The sequence below is a fragment of the Kitasatospora sp. NPDC088160 genome, from assembly GCF_044741445.1.
Taxonomy (GTDB): Bacteria; Actinomycetota; Actinomycetes; order Streptomycetales; family Streptomycetaceae; genus Kitasatospora.
Genome location: NZ_JBIUSS010000001.1, coordinates 332,369 through 351,537, shown reverse-complemented (window position 1 = coordinate 351,537; position 19,169 = coordinate 332,369). Strand labels below are relative to the sequence as shown.

16 protein-coding genes are annotated in these 19,169 nt (G+C 73.6%); 4 read left to right on the top strand and 12 right to left on the bottom strand.

Features of this window, described 5'->3' with window-relative positions; genetic code table 11:
• Positions 1-11: 11 nt before the first annotated feature.
• From ACIOGZ_RS01465 to ACIOGZ_RS01440, 6 genes are all read right to left on the bottom strand, one after another.
• Positions 12-1,085, bottom strand: a complete 1,074-nt coding sequence (locus ACIOGZ_RS01465; RefSeq protein WP_363579292.1) for an LLM class flavin-dependent oxidoreductase — start codon at positions 1,083-1,085, stop codon at positions 12-14.
• Between the two features lie 3 nt (positions 1,086-1,088).
• Positions 1,089-1,994: an ABC transporter substrate-binding protein gene (locus tag ACIOGZ_RS01460; RefSeq protein WP_363579294.1), complete on the bottom strand. Its 906-nt coding sequence runs from the start codon at positions 1,992-1,994 to the stop codon at positions 1,089-1,091.
• Positions 1,995-2,057: 63 nt separating this feature from the next.
• Positions 2,058-2,816, bottom strand: coding sequence for an ABC transporter ATP-binding protein (locus ACIOGZ_RS01455; protein ID WP_363579296.1), 759 nt, complete (start codon positions 2,814-2,816; stop codon positions 2,058-2,060).
• Positions 2,813-3,679 carry an ABC transporter permease gene (locus ACIOGZ_RS01450; protein WP_363579298.1) on the bottom strand — a complete coding sequence of 289 codons (867 nt, stop codon included), beginning with the start codon at positions 3,677-3,679 and terminating at the stop codon, positions 2,813-2,815. Before ACIOGZ_RS01450 ends, ACIOGZ_RS01455 begins: the two co-directional genes overlap by 4 nt.
• Complete coding sequence (locus tag ACIOGZ_RS01445) at positions 3,676-4,704, bottom strand: NrtA/SsuA/CpmA family ABC transporter substrate-binding protein (protein ID WP_363579300.1); 1,029 nt, start codon at positions 4,702-4,704, stop codon at positions 3,676-3,678. Before ACIOGZ_RS01445 ends, ACIOGZ_RS01450 begins: the two co-directional genes overlap by 4 nt.
• A gap of 112 nt (positions 4,705-4,816) precedes the next feature.
• Positions 4,817-5,839 carry an ABC transporter substrate-binding protein gene (locus ACIOGZ_RS01440; protein ID WP_363579302.1) on the bottom strand — a complete coding sequence of 341 codons (1,023 nt, stop codon included), beginning with the start codon at positions 5,837-5,839 and terminating at the stop codon, positions 4,817-4,819.
• A gap of 522 nt (positions 5,840-6,361) precedes the next feature.
• Here ACIOGZ_RS01440 and ACIOGZ_RS01435 point away from each other — a divergent pair.
• Positions 6,362-7,144 carry an IclR family transcriptional regulator gene (locus ACIOGZ_RS01435; protein WP_363579304.1) on the top strand — a complete coding sequence of 261 codons (783 nt, stop codon included), beginning with the start codon at positions 6,362-6,364 and terminating at the stop codon, positions 7,142-7,144.
• A gap of 81 nt (positions 7,145-7,225) precedes the next feature.
• Here the strand turns inward: ACIOGZ_RS01435 and ACIOGZ_RS01430 are convergent, their stop codons facing one another.
• From ACIOGZ_RS01430 to ACIOGZ_RS01410, 5 genes are all read right to left on the bottom strand, one after another.
• Positions 7,226-8,056, bottom strand: coding sequence for a winged helix-turn-helix domain-containing protein (locus ACIOGZ_RS01430; RefSeq protein WP_400804987.1), 831 nt, complete (start codon positions 8,054-8,056; stop codon positions 7,226-7,228).
• 908 nt (positions 8,057-8,964) lie between these two features.
• A complete protein-coding gene (locus ACIOGZ_RS01425) occupies positions 8,965-9,513 on the bottom strand; it encodes an ATP/GTP-binding protein (protein WP_350875683.1) in 549 nt (182 codons plus the stop codon).
• Between the two features lie 130 nt (positions 9,514-9,643).
• Positions 9,644-10,174 carry a DUF742 domain-containing protein gene (locus ACIOGZ_RS01420; protein WP_400984364.1) on the bottom strand — a complete coding sequence of 177 codons (531 nt, stop codon included), beginning with the start codon at positions 10,172-10,174 and terminating at the stop codon, positions 9,644-9,646.
• An 8-nt stretch (positions 10,175-10,182) separates the two neighbouring features.
• Entirely contained in the window at positions 10,183-10,602 is a 420-nt protein-coding gene (locus tag ACIOGZ_RS01415) for a roadblock/LC7 domain-containing protein (protein WP_063349983.1), read from the bottom strand.
• Entirely contained in the window at positions 10,599-13,484 is a 2,886-nt protein-coding gene (locus tag ACIOGZ_RS01410; protein WP_400984361.1) for a nitrate- and nitrite sensing domain-containing protein, read from the bottom strand. Before ACIOGZ_RS01410 ends, ACIOGZ_RS01415 begins: the two co-directional genes overlap by 4 nt.
• A gap of 548 nt (positions 13,485-14,032) precedes the next feature.
• On the opposite strand from ACIOGZ_RS01410, the gene ACIOGZ_RS01405 reads away from it, so the two are divergent.
• Together ACIOGZ_RS01405 and ACIOGZ_RS01400 are read left to right on the top strand one after the other, a co-directional pair.
• Positions 14,033-15,934 carry an AMP-dependent synthetase/ligase gene (locus ACIOGZ_RS01405; protein WP_400984358.1) on the top strand — a complete coding sequence of 634 codons (1,902 nt, stop codon included), beginning with the start codon at positions 14,033-14,035 and terminating at the stop codon, positions 15,932-15,934.
• 258 nt (positions 15,935-16,192) lie between these two features.
• A complete protein-coding gene (locus tag ACIOGZ_RS01400) occupies positions 16,193-17,419 on the top strand; it encodes a polysaccharide deacetylase family protein (protein ID WP_363627636.1) in 1,227 nt (408 codons plus the stop codon).
• A gap of 82 nt (positions 17,420-17,501) precedes the next feature.
• Here the strand turns inward: ACIOGZ_RS01400 and ACIOGZ_RS01395 are convergent, their stop codons facing one another.
• Positions 17,502-17,888, bottom strand: a complete 387-nt coding sequence (locus ACIOGZ_RS01395; RefSeq protein WP_363627555.1) for a hypothetical protein — start codon at positions 17,886-17,888, stop codon at positions 17,502-17,504.
• A 300-nt stretch (positions 17,889-18,188) separates the two neighbouring features.
• Between ACIOGZ_RS01395 and ACIOGZ_RS01390 the strand changes: the two genes are divergently transcribed.
• Positions 18,189-19,079 (top strand): nitroreductase/quinone reductase family protein, encoded by an 891-nt coding sequence (locus ACIOGZ_RS01390; protein ID WP_363627556.1) that lies wholly within the window; start codon positions 18,189-18,191, stop codon positions 19,077-19,079.
• Positions 19,080-19,169 lie beyond the last annotated feature (90 nt).

Here is a 19,169-nt window from a genome sequence, read left to right as displayed (position 1 = left end):
GTTGTCATCTGTCAGCGGCGGATGCCCAAGGCGGGCAATACCGTTTCTGCAACCCGGTGGGCCTCCTCCAGCAGGGGGTTGCCGGAGAGGATGAAGGTGTCGACGCCCAACGACTCGAACTCCTGCAACCGCTCGACCACCTGGGCAGTCGAGCCGACCACCGCCGTACCGGGGCCGGGGCGGAACAGGCTCATTCCTGGCCAGAGGTTCGGGTAGGCCTCCAGCTCCCGGGCCCGTGCGGGCACCTTGCCGCCGTGCTGGCGGAACTGCCGCTGCCAGCCGACCCCGTCCTCCCCCTTGGCGCCGCCCAGTTGACGGGCGTACGTGGCCTCGCTGGTGACGTCGAGCAGGCGGTCGGCGGCCGCCCAGGCCTCATCCTCGGTGTCGCGGACGATCAGGTGCAGCCGCAGCCCGATCCGCAGGGTCCGGCCGTGGGCGGCGGCCCGCGCCCGGACCAGGTCCAGCTTCTCCTTGAGCAGGTGCGGCGGCTCGCCCCAGGTCAGGTAGACGTCCACGTGCTCGGCCGCCATCTCGATGCCGGCCGCCGAACTGCCGCCGAACCAGAGCGGGATGCCGCCGGGCTGGACCGGCGCCAGCTCCCTCAGGCTCGCGCCCGCGTTCTTCAGATCGTAGAACTCGCCCTTGTGGTCGAAGACTTCGCCGGCGGTCAGGCGCTTGACGATCGACCAGTACTCGGCGCTGAGCCGGTAGCGGTCGTCGTGCTCGACGTCCAGTCCGTACTCGCGCAGTTGCGCGGTCGAGCCGTTGACCACGTTGAACCGCAGTCGGCCGCCGTGCATCCGGTCGAAGCTGAGCGCCATCTTGGCCAGCAGGGTGGGCGAGACCAGCCCCGGGTGGACGGCCAGCAGCGGCTTGAACGCCGGGGTGGTGGCGGCCGCGAGCGCGCTGCCGAGCGTCCACACATCGTAGAGGTCGGTCGCGAGCAGGGCGCCGGTGTAGCCCAACCGCTCGACGCTCCCCGCCAGTTGCTGCAAGTAGCGGAGATCCACCGGGCGGCGTCCGGCCGGCTCCCACGGGTAGCGGCCCTCGCGCGGGATGATGTACCAGAGGACTTCGGAGGCCATGGTTCAGACCGCCTTGGCGAGCGCGGCGGCCACCGGGGCCTCCAGCTCGGGCAGATGGGCGTCGGCGACGGTCAGCGCCCGGTCGATGAACCCGACCCCGTGGAAGATGTCCGCGGCCTCCTGCTGCTCGGCGATGAACCCGGCGGTGGCGGGCTCCAGTTGCCACGGCAGTGCGGCCAGCGCCGCCTGCCAGTCGACGGCCGAGCCGCCCAGCTGCTCCGCCGCGATCGCAGCCGCCTCGGCCGGGTGGGCGGCCACCCAGGCGTCGGCCCGGCGCAGCGCGGCGGCGATCGCGGCGACCACCTCGGGGCGCTCGGTCGCGAAGTCCCGGCGGGTGAAGAACACCGAGCGGTCGGTGATGACGTCGCCGGTGCGGATCAGCTCCCGGAAGCCCCCGCTCCGGCGGGCGGCGGCCAGTTCGGCGCCCTGGGCGATCCACCCCGCGATCTCGCCGTCGCGCAGCCGCTGGGCCTGGTCCTGGCCGGCCGCCGGGCGCACCGGGGTGACGTCTTCGGCGTACGAAAGTCCCTGCGCGTGCAGGGCCTTGGCGAGCAGATGGGTCTGCCAGGATCCGATGCCCAGCACGACGGTGCCGCCCTTGAGGTCCGCCACCGCCTGGACCGGGCCGCCGTCCAGCACCAGCAGAGCGCCGTGGTCGGGCCGGGGTGCGGAGACCGCCGCGTACACCAGGTCGTGGCCGGCCGCCTGGGCGGTGACCGGCGGGGTCGAGCCCGTCCCGCCGAAGTCGATGGTGCCGTCGGCGAGCAGCGCACCGGTGCGGGTGCCGTCGGCGTAGTGGTGGAAGGCGCCGGTCTCGCCGAGCGGGGCCAGTTCCTCGTCCAGGTAGGGCAGTCGGGCGAGGTAGTAGAGCGAGGGGTTGCTGGCGTGGACGCCGAGGGTCACGGTCATCTGTTCAACTCCGGTGGTGCGGGCTGGCGTTATCGAGGACGGTTCGGTGGGGCCGATTACGGGTCAGTGGACGCCGAGGTCGGCCAGCAGTCGGCGGCGCAGGTCGGCGAAGGCCGGGTCTGCGGGGTCGCGGGGGTGGTCGACGGCGACCGGCTCGTCGCGCACGAGCAGGCCGTCGCGCAGGACGGCGACGCGGTCGGCGAGCCGGACGGCCTCCTCCACGTCGTGGGTGACCAGCAGCACGGCGGGGCGGTGGCGGCGGACGAGGTCACCGACCAGGTCCTGCATGCGCAGTCGGGTGAGCGCGTCCAGTGCGGCGAACGGCTCGTCGAGCAGCAGCAGTTGGGGTTCGCGGACGAGGGCCCTGGCGAGGGCGACGCGCTGCGCCTCGCCGCCCGAGAGGGTGGCCGGCCAGGCGTCGGCGTGCTTGTCGAGGCCGACCTCGGCGAGCGCCTTGAGTCCGGTCTCCCGGGTGGCGGCGCCGCGCGGCAGGCCGACCGTGACGTTGGCCAACACCCGCTTGGACGGCACGAGTCGGGGCTCCTGGAAGACCACCGTTCGCACCGGCGGGACGAGTACGGTGCCCTCGTCGGCCCGGTCGAGCGCGCCGAGGATGCGCAGCAGGGTGGTCTTGCCGGTGCCGCTGGCGCCCAGCAGCGCGACGAACTCGCCCCGGGCGATGGAGAGATCGACGCCGTCGAGGACGGCCCGGGTGCCGAACACCCGTCGCAGGCCCCGCAGGTGGACGGCCGGAGCCGCGGTCGCGGGCGCGGAGGTCGCAGGCGCGGAGGCGGCAGAGGTCGCGGAGGTAGCGGTGCTCATCGGGCTGCCCCCTGGACGGCCTGGCGCCACGGCATCAGGAGGCGTTCCAGGACCCGGACGACCGCGTCGGCGGTAAGGCCGAGCAACCCGTAGATCAGGATGCAGACGGCGAGGATGTCGGTGCGCGAGTAGTTCTGCGCCTGGGCCATCAAGTATCCGATCCCCTCGGTGGAGTTGATCTCCTCGGCGGCGATCAGGGCGATCACGCTGAGCGTCATCGACAGCCGCAGGCCGGACAGCAGGGCGGGCAGCGCGCCGGGCAGGACGACGGTGCGCACGATGGCCCAGCGGCCGAGCCCGAAGCTGCGCATCGCCTCTACCAGCTTGCGGTCGGTGTTGCGGACGCCGCCGGAAGCGGACACGTACATCGGGAAGCTGGTGGCGACGCCGATCAGGGCGACCTTCGCGGTCTCGGTGATGCCGAACCACACCATGAACAGCGGGACCAGCGCCAGGAACGGGACGGTGCGCAGCACCTGGATCGCGGAGTCGAGCAGTTCCTCGCCGAGCCGGGTGAAGCCGGTGACCACGCCGAGCACCAGACCGGTGGTCGCGCCGAAGAACAGGCCGAGGCCGGCCCGGGTGAGGGAGACCCCGAGGGCATCGGCGAGCTGGCCGTTGCCCCACAACTCGCCGACGGCTTCGGCGACCTGGGCGGGTGAGGCGAGGACGTCCTGGGTGAGGGCGCCGGTGGCGGAGGCGAGCGCCCAGCCGCCGAGCAGGGCGAGCGGGCCCAGGGTGCGCAGGATCACGGCGAGGGCGCGCGGGCGGGGTCGCTGCCGCCTGGTGTGCGGGGTGACGAGTCCGGCGTCGAGGGCGGTTCGGGTCTCGTCGGTGGCGCGTTCGGGGGCGGCGGTGGTCACTTGGCACCGTCCCCGAGCTTGTTGATGTCGATCAGGTACGGCTTGACGTCCACGAGTTGCTTGGTGACCTTCTGGTCGGCGAAGAACCGGGCGACGGTGCCGAAGCGGGCGGTGTCGGCGTCGGAGATGGCCTCCGCGGCGGCGCCCTGCCCGCTGACGTTCACCGCGATGTCCTTCTCGGCGGGGGTGACGGCGGTCGGGCCGGAGTCGGTGAAGACGTTGAGGTAGGCGGCCGGGTCCGCCTTCTCCTTGAGGCCGTTCTCGCGCAGGTAGGTGTAGAAGGTCTTGACCACCTCGGGGTGCTTGTCGGCGAAGCCGTTGCGGACGGCCCAGACGGCGTAGTTGTCGGAGCCGACCTCCTTGCCGTTGGCCAGGAAGTGCGCCCCGGCGTTGGCGATGGTGGGCGTGGAGAAGGTGTTCCAGGTCGCCCAGGCGTCCACCTGGCCGGAGTTGAAGACACCTGCCGTCTGGTCGGCGCGCAGGTAGACCCGTTCGACCTTGTCGGCCGGGACGCCGTTCTTCTCCAGCGCCTTGAGCAGCAGGTACTCGCTGGTGCCGCCCTGGGAGACGGCGACCTTGCGGCCGACCAGGTCCTGGACGGACTTGATGGGCGAGTCGTTCTTCACCAGGATCCCTTCGCCGACGCCGTCGGGCGCGGTCTGGGCGAACAGCTTGAAGCCGGGCTTCTGGGCGAGCGCGGCGACGGCCGAGGTGATCGAGCCCTGGGCGACGTCCAGTTGGTCGGCGGACAGGGCCTGTGCGGCCGGGGCGAACGGGCCCGCGCTGCCGGTCCAGGCGACCTTCGCGTGGACGGCGGCCAGAGCCTTGTCCAGCGAGCCGTCCTTCTTGCCGCGGGCGAGGAACCCGTTGTTTCCGGGGTCGGGCAGGCGGAGCACCACGTCGGCCTTGCCGCCGGCCCCGCCGTCGGCGGAGGCCTTGGCCCCGTCGGCGGACGAGCCGCAGGCGGCCAGTGCGGTGGAGGCGAGCAGCGCGGTGGCGGCGAGGGCGAAGCGGGGGGTCTTCACGGGGTCTCCAAACGAAGGACAGCTGACAAGTGACAACTTTCGAAATCTGTTATCTGAAATCTGTCTGCTGAAATCTGTTAGTTGTGATCTGTCAGCCGGCGGTCGACGGCGCTCAGCCGCCCATCGCGGCGCGGCGCCGTTCACGCAGCAGCTCGCGGGCGGCGCGCAGTGGTTCCGGGTCGGCCCAGCCGGGGATGTCGACCGGGGCGGCGAGGAATCCCCGCTCCCCGAGGAATCGTTCCTGCTGCGCCAGCAGCTCCAGGCGGTCCGCCGAGAGGTCCAGGTGCAGGGTGCGGTGGCTACCCGGCGCGTACGCCCCGGCCACGCCCTCGGCGCCCGCGCCGGTCTCGGCCCGCAGGATCCGCACCACCTCCGCCGGGTGCTCGGCCGCCCAGTCGGCGGCCTCCAGCAGAACGGCGAGGAAACGGGCGACCAGCTCCGGCTGCTCGTCCAGCAGTTGCTGGTGGACGGTGACCGGCCGGGGCGTCCCGTTGTTGACCCGGGCCCGGCGGTCCGGCACCGCGTCCAGCTCCACAGCCACCTCCGCCCCGACCCGGCGGGCCGCCTCGACGGCGAGCGCCCCCTTCACGTACACGGCGTCCACCACCCCGTCCCGCAGCGCGGCCAGCTCGCCGGCCCACTGCCCGCCGCCGGGTAGGCCCGGGACGTCGACCAGCTCGGCGTCGTCCAGCGTGAGCCCGGTGAGGCCGAGGGCGCCACGGAAGCCGGCCAGGGCCATCGCCCGCCAGAAGTCGATGCCGATGTCATGATGTGGGACCGCCAGCCGCAACCCGCGCAGGTCGCCGGGGCCGGTGATGCCGCTGCCGGCCCGGACCAGGACCACCTGGCGCTCCTCGATCCAGGTGAGGCCGACCAGCCGGGTCCGCTCGCCGTGCGAACGGGCCCACAGCGCCGGGACGTTGCCGCCCTCGCGGAACAGTCCGGTGAGCGCGTGGGTGTAGTGGTGGTCTGCGGCCACCTCCGGCGGGGCGTCCTGGAGCGAGCGGACGGCGATACCGTCGGCTGCGAACTCGCGGGCGAGCCAACCCTGGTCGGCGGCGATCCCGGTGGCGGTGGGCACCGGGCAGCGGGTGAACCAGAGGGTGTCGGGGGCACTGGGGGAAGGGCTGGGCACGGGGTGTGGTCCTCTGCGGAGGGGGCGGGTTCGGCGGGCGCCGGAAGGCTACGGGTCTGGGCACGCCGCGCGGGTCACGGGGCCCACGGCGTCGGGGAGTTGCACGAGATGGCGAGGCGGGCGGGTCGGGCGGGTCGGGCGTGTCGGGCGAGACGGGCGAGACGGGCGAGACGGGCGAGGCCGTGAGTCGCGCGAGGCGGGGAACGCCGGACGGTGCGGCGCGAGGGGAGCGTCAGCGACAACACGCGCAGGAGGCGGGGCACCGGTGGATCGTCACGGCGTCGCTCCTTCCTGCGGGTCGGGGTTGCGGGTGGTGCGCCGGGCGGCGGGCGTCCGGCGCGATGTGAGGAGCGTTCCACGACGATCGAGCCGGAGGCAAGGTTTTGCCACATGGTGGGATCACTTGTTCATCAACGCCATTCCATTGCAACGTCGTCGACACAATCCCGCAGCACTCGCTGCCCTACGCTGAGACTCCTCCCGGTGATCCAGCCGGATTCCCGAACCGAAACGCGAGGTGCCATGGCCGAGGCCGCCACCGCCGTCCAGGGCCCGCCGGCCGGTGCGCAGGCCGTCCAGCGTGCGCTGGGGCTGCTGCACTGCTTCCACGACAACGGCCCCGACCTGAGCGCCTCCGACCTGGCCCGCCGGATGGACCTCTCGGTCTCCACCGCGCACCGGCTGGCCCGGACGCTGGTGAGCGCCGGCTTCCTGGAGCAGGACGAGCAGACCGCGCGCTACCGGCTCGGCCCGGCGGTCGCCGAACTCGGCCAACTCACCTTCCACCAGCGCGGACTGCACCTGGCCGCACCCGAGTTGGACAGGCTGTCCCGACGCACCGGTGCGACCGCAGACCTCGCGATCCGCAGCGGTCCGCACGCGGTCATCCTGGTGGGGGCCTCCGTCCGCCCGGACACCGGCCTCGGGCTGCGCCGGCCACTGCACTCCACGGCGCTCGGCAAGGTGCTGCTGGCCTGGCCGCGCCCGGGTGAGCCGGCGGTGTCGGCGCTCGGCCCGCTGCCGTCGTTCACCGACCGGACGATCACCGAACCGGCGCTGCTCGACGAGGAGTTGGCGAAGGTCCGGAGCTCCGGGTACGCACTCAACGACGGCGAGTCGGCTGCCGGAGTGCGGACGGTGGCCGTGCCCGTCCTGGACGGCACCGGGCAGGCCCGGTTCGCGCTGGCCGTCCGCTCGACCCCGGCGCACCTGACCGACGACCGCCTGGACTGGTTCCTGGGCCACGCCCGCACCTGCGCCGACGCACTCGCCGTCCTGCTGCTGCCGCCCGACCAGCGTGCCTGACGTCACGTCACAATGCCGCAGCGGGCTGCCCGTTCCACGAGGTCACGGGCAACCCGCCGCGGCAGGAGGTTCAGTGGCCGATCAGCCGGCCGGGGTGTACTTGTAGCCGACCCGACGGACCGTCACGATCGTGTCGCGGTAGACCGGTCCGAGCTTGCGGCGCAACCGGGCGACGTGCACGTCGACCGTGCGGCCGTCGCCGACGTGGCCGTAACCCCAGACCGCCGAGACCAGGTGGTCCCGGGTGTGCACCCGCTGCGGGTGCTCGGTGAGGTGGGCGAGCAGCTCGAACTCCAGGTAGGTGAGGTCGAGCAGCCGCCCGTCGACGTAGGCGTTGCGCCGCTCCGCATCGACGGCGATGCCGCGCCCGGCCGGTCGGACCGGACGGACACCGCCCTGTGCGGGCACACTCACGGGCGCACCGGCGTGCGCACCGACGTGCTGCGCAGCCGAGGGCCCGCCGAGGGACGCACCGGGAACCGCCGCCACCGGGCTGTCGGCCGGCACGAGCACCAGGTACCCGACCATCGGGTTCCCGGTACCGGCGCCGAACTGTGTGCCGTACTGGGCGAGCAGACCCTGCGGCAGTGCGCCCTGCGGCAGGGCGGCGACGACGGTCGCGCCCTCGGGCAGCGCGGCGAGCAGGGCAGCCGGCGCGGCCGGGAGGACCGCGCCCGGCTGGGGTGCGACGCCCGCGCCCGCCGGACGGGACGGGGCCGCATGGGAGGACCGGACCGCTCCCCCGGGCCATCGCTCGGCGGCCGGCGAGCCGTGCGACAGCGGGGAGGCGGAGGAGCCCGGCGCGCCGGAGAGGCCGGACCCGGCCGGGAGGACGCCGGGGACGGAACGGACCGCGCGCAGGTGCGGGGTCGGGGAAGGCAGGGGCAGGGTGGCCGTGGATGAAGAAGACATGGTGTGCCGCTCATTTCGCGCGTGACGGACGGGGTGGAGTCGTCTGCGCGTCGACCGGGCGTACTGCCGGGCTGATCCGAAATCAGCCTGCGGAGGGCCGGGACGCGCTGGGCGAGCCCGGACACGTCTGATCGAACAGGTGCGGCTGCCGGGACGGCCAGAACGGCTCAAGGTCGAGGTGACCCTGGTGGCTGTCCCCGGCGCGGTTCGCGCGCCCGTTCCACCGCCTGGCCGGTCCACCGTCGCACAGCGCGGAGGCCGCCCCGGTCGAGCGGGGACGGCCGGCGATGCCGGGGGCGGGGCTGGTGCAGGCGATGTTCACTGGTGGTCTCTCCGCGAGGCGGGTCCGGATCGGCGGTCGCGGGCACGCCGGATGGGGCGGGTCCGCTACGGCCTGGTCGACGGGATTGGCGGTGCGTCAGACGGCGGCCGGGTGGGCCGGGATCGTCGGGGACGTACCGGGAAGGGGCCGGCCGGTCACCGACAACAGGCGCTGCAGATCAGCGCCTGGTCGATGTAGCGGCGGACGGTGAGCACCGGCGTGACGGGGGCGGGATCGGTCGTGGCACGTTGCTGGCCGACGGTCATCCTGCTGCCCTCCCCCTTGCTCTGCACAATGGCGCGTCGTCGTCGATGCGCGCCTTCGTGAACGGAACGTTTCCGGCCCTCCCGACGGCATGGCCGGGCGGCTTTCGTGCCCAGAGCCTTCCACGCCGGGCCGGTCTAGGCAACCTTCGGCACACCGAACGTCCGGGATGCGGACAACCGAATGAGACGTCGGGTGGCTCGGAGGCTCTGTGAAGCCTCTGTGCGGGTGCAGTGCCGAACCGGGGGCGCGGTGTCGTCAGACCGGGTCGCGGCGGCGCCAGGACCGGGGTGCGGCGGCGTCAGACCGGGTCGCGGCGGCGTCAGGTCCGGGCCGGGGCGCGGTGGCGACGGGCGGCGGCGTGCTCGACGAGCGCGACCAGGAGTTCCTTCCCGTCCTCCCGCAGGCGTGCGTCACACAGCAGCACGGGAATGTCCGGGTCGAGGTCGAGCGCGTCGCGGACCTCGTCCGGGGAGAACCGCTCGGTGCCGTCGAAGCAGTTCACCGCGACCACGAACGGGATGCCGCGCTGCTCGAAGAAGTCGACCGAGGGGAAGCAGTCGGCCAGCCGCCGGGTGTCCGCGAGCACCAGTGCGCCGAGCGCGCCGCGGGCCAACTCGTCCCAGACGAACCAGAACCGGTCCTGCCCGGGCGTGCCGAACAGGTACAGCGCGAGTCCGGGCCGCAGGTCGATCCGGCCGAAGTCCATCGCCACGGTGGTGGTGCGCTTCGCCTCCACGCCCGAGGTGTCGTCCACCGGGCGGCCCAGCTCGCTGAGCTCCTCCTCGGTGCGCAGCGGTCGGATCTCGCTCACCGAGCCGACCAGCGTGGTCTTGCCCGCGCCGAAGCCGCCCGCGACGAGGATCTTCACCGCGACGGCCGGGCCGCCGCGCCAGCGCGGGTCGTTGGCGCGACCGCCGGAGCCGTGGCCGACGGGGGTGCCGGGAGTGCCGGGAGTGCCGCCACCAGAGGTACCGCCGGCGGCGGCGCGGCCGTCGTGGTCAGAGCGCACGGAGTCCATTGATCACGTCTCGCAGCAGGCGCTCGTCCGGCAGCTCGGCGAGCGGAACGGGTCGGGTGACGCTGATCAGCTCGGCGTCGTAGAGGTCGCCGAGCAGCACCCGGACGACGCTGACCGGCAGGTCGGTGTAGGAGCCGAGTTCGGCGACGGACAGCGGCTCGCGGCGGCACCAGGCCAGGAGGGTCTGGTGCTCCGGGTCGAGGACGTGCGCCGGCACGGCCCCCGCGTTCGGCCCGGGCTCGGCGGCGGTGATCAGCGAGATCAGGTCGAACAGGCCGTCCTCGACCGGCCGGGTGCGGCCGCGGGTCATCGAGTAGAGCCGCACGACCGGGCCGGCCTCGTCGTCGAACCAGCGGTCGTCGGCAGGGGCACGCGGGTGGAGCAGGTCGGACTCGGCCCCGTCCTGGCCCATCTGCTCCGCCACCTCCCCTGCCGTACCTGCCGTCCCGGCCGACGCGGCCGAGCCGCCCGGCTCGGGCCGCCCCGCCGCCTCAGCCTTCGGATCCGCCATCGGACCGCTCATCTCCCCGGCGGCGCGGCTTCGGTGCGCGGCTCGGCGGCCAGGTGCTCGCCGACCCGCTTGACCAGCAGCGCCATCTCGTAGGCGATCTGGCCGATGTCGGCCTCGGCCTCGCTCAGCACGGCCAGGCAGCTGCCGTCACCGGCCGCCGTGATGAACAGGAATGCCTCGTCCAGTTCCACCATCGTCTGGCGGACCCCGCCGACCTTGAAGTGCCCGCCGGCGCCCTTGGCCAGGCTGTGGAACCCGGCCGCGACGGCCGCCAGGTGCTCGGCGTCCTCGCGGTCGAGGTCGCGGGAGGCGCCGGTGGCCAGGCCGTCGCTGGAGAGGATCACGGCGTGCCGCAGGGCCGCGACGCGCCCCACCAGGTCGTCCAGGAGCCAGTTGAGGTCCCCGGACGGCTGCGTCGAAGTGGTCATGAATCAGTTCCTTCCGATGGAGCGGGTGGTGCAGGTGGTGCTGTTGGTACAGGTGCTGCCGATGGTGCAGGTGTTGCCCATGGTTCAGGTGTTGCCCTTGATGCAGGTGGCACGGGTCGTGCCGTGGGTGCGGGCGCCGGGTTCCGCCGGACGGGCGGGCCGGGCGGCACCCGACGGGCGAGCGGCGCCCGGGCACCGTCCGACGGCGCGGACAGCGCCGCCGGGGCGGGTGCCGGACTGATCGCCCGCCGGGCGGGGTCCGGCGGCTGCCAGACGGGTACGGCGGCGGGTCGGGCACTCGCCGGGGCCGACCCGGACGTGGCGGCACCGCGCCCCCGGGTGAAGCCGCGCTGGAACGAGGCGAAGGTGGCCCGCGCCTCCTCGGGCGAGCGCTCACGCGCCCGCTCGGCCTCCTGGGCCTCCCGGGCCCGGCGGGCGGCGAGCGCGGCCTCGTCCTCGGGCCCGTGGTCGGTCCGGTCCCGGAGGCGCTCCTTCAGCTGTTCCTTGAGCTGCGGCGCGAGGTTCGCCTGCCGGACCCGCCGGGGCAGCCCGCCCTCGGTCCGCGGGCCTGCGACCAACGGCGGGTCCGCGGGCCCGTCGAGGACGGGAGCGGCCGTGGTCGGCTCGTCCCGACGGTGGCGCCCCGTCGCCGCACCGTCCTCGGTGTCCCTGGGCGGCGCGGGCACCAGCACCGGCCCGCCCTTGGTCCGCGAGGCCCGTCGCGGCAGCCCGCCCGGCGTCCGGGCAGGCTCGGACGTGGACGGCCGGGGACCGCCGCTGCCCCGGTGCCGCTCGTCCTCCCCCGCAACGGAACCGGCCCCGGACCCGGCACCGGCAGCGGCCCGAGCCGAGCCCTCCGCCGTACCGCCACCGCCACCGCCACCGCCACCGCCACCACCGAGCGCGGGCACGGCGATCAGGTCGCGCTGTCCGCGCCGGACCGGGGCGGAGCGCTGTCCGGTGGGCGGCGGCTCGGGCAGGCCGTCCGGCGCCTCGGCGAGCAGTTCGCGCGGGATCAGCACGACCGCCGTCGTCCCGCCGTACGGGGACGGGCGCAGGTGGACCCGGATGCCGTGCCGCCGGGCCAGCCGGCTGACCACGAACAGGCCCAGCCGGTCGGTGTCGGCGAGGTCGAACTCCTGCTCCACAGCGAGGCGTTCGTTGATGTCGGCGAGGAGTTGATCGCTCAGCCCGAGCCCGCGGTCGTCGATCTCCAGCGCGAATCCGTGTGCCACCACCTCACCCTGGACGGTGACTTGGGTGGTCGGCGGGGAGAACACCGCGGCGTTCTCGACGAGTTCGGCGATCAGGTGGGTGACGTCCGCGACGGCGCTGCCCAGCAGGCCGGTGCCGGGGAACGGCCGGACGATCACCCGGGCGTAGTCCTCGACCTCGCCGACCGCCGCGCGGACCACGTCCACCATCCGGACCGGCTTGCGCCAGGCGCGCCCGGGCGAGCCGCCGGCGAGGATGATCAGGCCCTCGGCGTGCCGCCGCATGCGCGTGGTGAGGTGGTCGACCTTGAAGAGGTCGGCCAGCTCGGTCGGGTTCTCGGTGCGGCGCTCCATGGTGTCGAGCAGGGTGAGCTGGCGGTGCAGCAGCACCTGACTGCGCCGGGCCAGGTTGACGAACACCGCCGAGACGCCGCGCCGCAGTTCGGCCTGTTCGACCGCCGCCTCGACGGCGGCCCGCTGGACGGCGTTGAAGGCCTGGCCGACCTGGCCTATCTCGGCTGCCCCGAAGCGTAGTTCGGGCGCCTCGGCCGCGACGTCCACCGCCTCGCCCCGGCGCAGCCGCAGCATGACGGAGGGCAGCCGGGCGCCGGCCAGTTCGTTGGCCGCGTTGCGCAGTCCGATCAGTTCGCGGGCGAGGCCGCGCCCGATCCGGAAGGAGATCAGCACCGACAGGACGACCGCGACCAGGCCGATCGCGCCGGCGATGCCGCCCCGCCAGAGCATCCCGATCGCGGCGGACCGTTCGCGCTCGCCGATCCCGTTGGCGATCCGGGTGTTGATCGAGGTGAGGTCGCCGAGCGCCCGGTCGGCGGTCTCCCGCCAGGAGTCGCCGTTGATCGCCTGGGCGACCCGCTCGGGGCCGCCGGCGCCGACGAAGTCCGCTTCGGCGCGGGCCAGCGCGGCCCAGGCCTCGCCCCCGCGCAGGGCGATGTAGTCAGACTGGTCGGCGGGTTCGAGTTCGGCGATGTAGACGGTGAACAGGGCCTGCTGGTTGTGCAGGGCGTCCAGGGCGACCTGGTACTGCTCGGCGGTGGGCTTGGCGGCGCCGCCGCGCAGGCCCTCCATCGCCGCGTCCTCCTGCGCGAGGTATTCGCGGGCGCGCACCAGCTCGATCAGGATGGTTCCCTGGCGCGGGAGTTGGCCGGTCTGCCGGGCGACGTAGGCGGACCGGAAGCCGAACACCGGCTTGACCAGGTCGCTGTACTGCCCCAGCGCGAACTCCCAGTTGAGCGCGGAGCGGCCGACCTGCGCGCGCAGCGGTCCGATCTGGTCGGCGGCGGCGATGATCTGCAGGAAGCGGCCGCGCTGGGAGCTGGAGAGCTTGCCGCCCACGTGGTCCTTCTTCTGCCGCAGGACGTCGAGGCTACGATCGGTGGCGGCCTTGGCGTGTTCGTAGGCGTCCGTGGCGACCTGCGAGTTCGGGACGGCCAGTCGCTGGACGGCCGCGCGGCGCTCGTTCTGCAGATCGTCGGCGTACTGGTCGACCGGGGTCCCGAACTCCTTGTACGTACGGCTGATCTCCAGCTGGCCCCAGACGTCTCCGGTGGTGGCGAAGGTCGCGTACACCCACAGCGCGGTGAGCGCGACGATGGGCACCAGGAGCAGCGCGATGATCTTCGCGCGGATCGAGCTGCTGCGCAGACGCATGGAGTCCTCGGTCGGGAAGTGCCAGGCGCGGACGGGGAGCGGTTCGGAGGAGCCGCGGGGCTCGGCCGGAAAAGGCTTGGGAAAGGGCTTCGGAAAGGACTTCGGGTGCGGGCTTCGGAGATCGGCTTCGGGGCTGGTCGGCGTGGATGGTGCGTCGTCGGATCGGGCCTGGCCGGGAGGCCCCCGGTCGCAGGTCTGCGAGAGCCTACTACGCCCTGACCACTCGTTCGAGGGTCGAACCAGTCCACTTCCCCGGCTTGCCCCGCACACGTCAGGATCGGGTCCCGGTCACTGCGGGCTCGCGTCCGGATCATCCGCCGCCGCCCGGTTTGCCCGATCACCGAACGCACGCGGTTCCTCCCCGGCGGCGACACCTTCCGCAGGGACCGGTGCCGATCTCGTCGCGTCACGGTCACAACCCTGGGCAGTGACAGGCCGATCCGATAGTTTCGCTCCACCTGCGCGGCCCGGCACCGCCGCCACGGCCTCCGGCGCCGACACCGGTTCCGGCGCGGGCAGTGCCGCCGCGAGACGCCAACGGGGGGAATGTGCGCGAGTTCACCACCCCCGCCGTGGCCGGGCCCGAGGCCACCGGAGGACTCGCCGACTCGCTGTACGACACCGCCGAACGCACACCGGACCTGGTGCAGCTGGCCCGCCGCGTCGGCCCGCCGGGCCCCGCTGACTCCGCCGGACCCGCCGAGCACCGCGACGAGCACCGGGACGGGCACCGGTTCGGGCACCGGGGCGAGTGGCGGGGCGTCACCGCGCGGGAGTTCCGCGACGAGGTGCTCGCCCTCGCCAAGGGCCTGCTCACCCGGGGCGTGCGCTACGGCGACCGGGTCGCCCTGATGTCCCGCACCCGCTACGAGTGGACGCTGTTCGACTACGCGCTCTGGTCGATCGGCGCGATCACCGTCCCGGTCTACCCCACCGCGGCGGCCGAGCAGGTGCGCTGGATCCTCGCCGAGACCCAGGCGGTGGCCTGCCTGGTCGAGGACGAGGACGCCGCGATGACGGTCGGCGCGGTCTGCGACGCGCTGCCCGACCTCACCGGCATCTGGCAGCTGGACCGCGACTGCGTCGCCGCGATCACCGAGGACGGCCGTGACGTGCCCGACTCGCTCGTCCACCGCCAGCGGCTCGGCGTCACGGCCGGGAACGTCGCCACCGTCGTCTACACCTCGGGCACCACCGGCCGCCCCAAGGGCTGCCTGATCACCCACGCCAACCTGGCCGCCGAGGCCGACGCACTGCTCGGCGGCTGGCGGGAGGCCTTCCACGACACCGGCGGCGGACAGCCGTCCACCCTGCTGTTCCTGCCGCTGGCACACGTCTACGGGCGGGCCGTGCAGGTCGCGGCGATCCGCGGCGGCTTCCGGATCGGACACGTCCCCGAGGTCTCCACCGACGCCCTGCTGCCCGCGATGGAGTCCTTCCGGCCGACCTTCCTGCACGTCGTCCCGTACGTCTTCGAGAAGATCTTCCAGCAGGCCCGGCGGGCCGCCGAGGACGCCGGGCGCGGCGAACTCTTCGAACAGGCCCGACAGGTGGCCGTCGACTGGGCCGCCGCCCGGGAGCAGAAGGCGTTCGGGCGCGGACCCGGGCCCAGCCCCAAGCTGCGGCTGCGCCACCTCGCCTACGAGCGGACCGTCTACCAGCGGCTGCGGGCCGTACTCGGCGGCCGGGTGCGCAGCGTGATGTGCGGCGGCTCCGCGCTGCGCCGCGAGCTCGGCCTCTTCTTCACCGGCGCCGGCCTGCACCTGTACGAGGGCTACGGGCTGACCGAGACGTCCGCCGCGATCACCGCCAACCCGATCGGGCGGCAGAAGCTGGGCACGGTCGGGCATCCGCTGCCGGGCTCGTCGGTGGCCCTCGCCGACGACGGCGAGGTCTGGGTGCGCGGCGGCTCGGTCTTCGGCGGCTACCTCAACCACCCGCAGTGCACGGCGGAGTCCCTGATCGACGGCTGGTTCGGGACGGGCGACCTGGGCCGGCTGGACGAGGACGGCTACCTGACCATCACCGGCCGCAAGAAGGACCTGATCGTCACCAGCAGCGGCAAGAACCTGGCCCCGTCGGCGCTGGAGGAGCGGGTGGCCGCGCATCCGCTGGTCTCCCAGTGCCTGGTGGTGGGCGACGACCGCCCGTACGTGGCCGCGCTGATCACGCTCGACCCGGCGGCGCTGGCGCACTGGTTGAAGACGCACGGGCTGGAGCAGCTGGACCCGTGGGCGGTGCTCGCGGACGAGCAGTTGCACACCGAGGTCCAGCGCGCGGTGGCGGCGGCGAACACGGCGGTGTCGCGGGCCGAGTCGATCCGCGCGTTCCGGCTGCTGCCCCGCGAGTTCAGCCAGGACCAGGGGCTGCTGACGCCCTCCCTGAAGCTGCGCCGGGCGGCGATCGCCGAGTACTACGCCGATGACATCGCGGAGTTGTACGTCCCCTGACGGATCGTCTTGTCCCTTTTGCGGCGGGTGCGGTGGGCTTCGGTTCACCGGCCGTTCCCTTGACGGGCCGATTGGTCCAGTCCATTGTTTCTCCTCGGTCCGAGTGCGGCGCACCATCCGCTCCCGCCCCTCCGGGAGCACCCAGGTCCCGCGAGCCCGGTTCCAGGGGCCCGACCCAAGGCCCCGGTTCCAGGGTTCCGATTCCGCCACGCCCTCCCCACGGGCGTGTCCCCCACATGCAGGAGTCCTCTCGTGTCGATGTCCACGCGCCCGTCCGCGCGCCTGTCCACGCGCCAGTTCACGCGCCTGTCCGCGCGCCAGTCCACGCGCCAGTTCACGCGCCTGTCCGCGCTGGCCGCCTCCGTCGCGCTGCTCACCGCCTTCGCCGCCCCGGCGGCCTCCGCCGCCCCCGGGCCCGCCCCGGCCGGCGCCCCGAGCGGTCCGAGCACCCCGAGCGGCCCGACCGTCAACCTGGCCACCAACCCCGGCTTCGAACTGCCCGTCCCCGACCTCTCCGACTGGGGCGCCGTCCCCGGCTGGAAGTGCACCGGCGGCCCGGCCGAGGCCGCCGTCACCACCATCGCCGCGCACTCCGGCGCCTCCGCACTCACCGTCACGCCGGCCACCGCCGACTCCACCGGCGAGTGCGCGCAGACCGTGGCCGTCCAGCCCAACACCACCTACACCGCCTCGGCCTGGGTCCGCGGCGCCTTCGTCTACCTGGGCGCCACCGGCACCGGCAGGGATGTCGCCCCGGCCTGGACCGAGACCACCGGCGGCGGCTGGCAGCAGCTCACCACCCGGTTCACCACCGGCCCGAACGCGCACAGCGTCCGGCTCTACGTCCACGGCTGGTACCAGCAGGGCCCGTTCTCGGTCGACGACGTCCGGGTGGACGGCCCCGCGCCCGCCCCGGCCGTGGCCGCCGGATCCGCGCCCACCAGCGACAAGGTCGTCTTCTTCACTGTCGACGACGGCTGGCAGCGCACCCCCGAGGCGGAGAAGTTCATCGCCGACCACCGGCTACCGATCACCGCCTTCCCGCTGCCGATGCCGGCCGGCACCGACCCCGACTTCTTCCGACGCGTCACGGCCGTGCCCGGCTCCTCCATCCAGGACCACAGCGTCTCCCACTCCGACCTCAGCAAACTGCCACTGGAGCAGCAGCAGATCGAGATCTGCGACGCCCGCGACGCCATGACCCGCCAGTTCGGCACCACGCCGGTGGCCTTCCGCCCGCCGTACTTCGCCTGGAACGCCGACACCCTCCAGGCCGCCGCCAACTGCGGCATCCGCACCGTGCTCACCGCCGACGCGGACTTCAGCTGGGGCGCGTCCAACATCTGGCACCCGGGCCTGTTGCAGCCGGGCGACGTCGTCCTGATGCACTGGACCGACACCCTCGCCGCCGACCTCCAGCGCGCCCTCGCCGCCGCTGACGCGGCCGGGCTCAAGCCGGCCGGCCTGGTCGACTACCTGCACTGACGCGTCGCCGTCGGCGGGCTCCCCAGGGCGCCCGCCGACGGGGGCACCCACTCACCGGGCTCCCGTCCACCGGCGGCCGGGATCAGCCGAAGACGTGCGCCATCCAGCCGCGCAGGCGCTCGTCGAAGTCGGCGGCGCCGGTGAAGTCGTTGGCCGGGATCACTCCGCCCTCGGCGTCTTCCTGCTCCTCCCAGCCGGCGGCGAGGTACTCGACGTCGGCCCAGCCGCCCCGGAACAGCACCACGTGCAGCTCGCCGCCGGACAGCGGGTCCACGACCTGGACGCCGACGGAGTCCGGGTCCGCGACGCGGGCGCGGTCCGTCTCCAGCGGCTGCGGCCACGGGGCCAGGGCGTCGCGCCAGGTGAGCGCGCCGACCGTCAGGCCGGCGGCCCGCCAGCGTACGGCCCGGGCGGCGATCCGCTCGGCGGCGTGGTCGAGGTCGACGATGCGCTCCACGACGGCGTTCACTCCCCTTTCGTCGACGATCCCGGTCAGGGAACTTTCGTCGGCGATCTTGCTCGTTGACAGGGCGTCCGCGGCGTGGCTCTAATGGGGGCATGCAGCGTGGCGCCGGCCACAGAGTAGTGGGCCGGCCGGCCGCCGGGCGAGCACCTTTTATCCGAGGGACGATGCGCGATGAGTACTTTCTCCGCTGCCCTGATCTGACGTAGGCGGTCACCGCGGTGTCCGCGTGCGCGCCCATGCACCGCGTGTGGCCGTGACTCCCAATCCCTGTAGGAGACTTCACCCACACTCATGTCCACACCCATGTCCACGAACCATGTCAACCAGTTCAACCAGAGCGTCATCGAGGAGTTCCGCGCCAACGGCGGGCGGGTGGGCGGCCCGTTCGAGGGCGGCGACCTGCTGCTGCTCACCACGGCCGGGGCCGGCTCAGGCAAGGCGCACACCGTGCCGCTCGGGTACGTCCGGGCCGAGGGGCTGCTCCTGGTCGTCGCCTCCGCCGCCGGGGCGCCGGACCACCCGCAGTGGTACCGCAACCTGCTCGCCCGACCGGTGGTCCGGGTCGAACTCGGCTCCGAGGCGTTCGACGTGATCGCCGTACCCGCCGAAGGCGCCCGCCGGGAGCGGCTGTTCGCGGCTGTCGTCCGGCAGGCGCCCGGGTACGGCGACTACCAGGCGAACACCGACCGGGAACTACCGGTGGTCGTCCTGGAGCAGCCCGAGACACCCGCGCGCGAGGTCCGCAGCCTCGCCGACAAGCTGTTGGAGGCGCACACCTGGCTGCGCGCGCAGCTACGCCACGTCCGGGAGGAGGCGCACTCGCACATCGCGGGCCGACCGGCCGGCCTCGGGCTCCAACTGCGCCAGCACTGCCTCGCCTTCTGCGAGGGGCTGACGCACCACCACGCCGGCGAGGACGCCGCGATCTTCCCCGCGCTCGCGCGCAACCACCCGGAACTGGCCGGGGTGCTGGAACAGCTGGGCGAACAGCACCTGGTGATCGGGCGGATCAGGGAGGAGCTGGTGGCGCTGCTGGCCGGGATCGAGGTCACCGAACCGGACCGACTCCGGGCCGAGTTGGACCGGATGTCGGCCGAGCTGGAGGCGCACCTCGACTACGAGGAAGCGGAACTGCTGCCGACGCTCGCCGGGATCCCGTTCCCGCCGCTGCGGCCCGGTCCGGCCCGGGACTGAGACGCACGAATGCCGTCGGCCCCTCTCCCCGCGCTCGGGGAGAGGGGCCGACGGCCCGTGTGCCGGTTCGGCGGCGCCCTGAAGCGACGG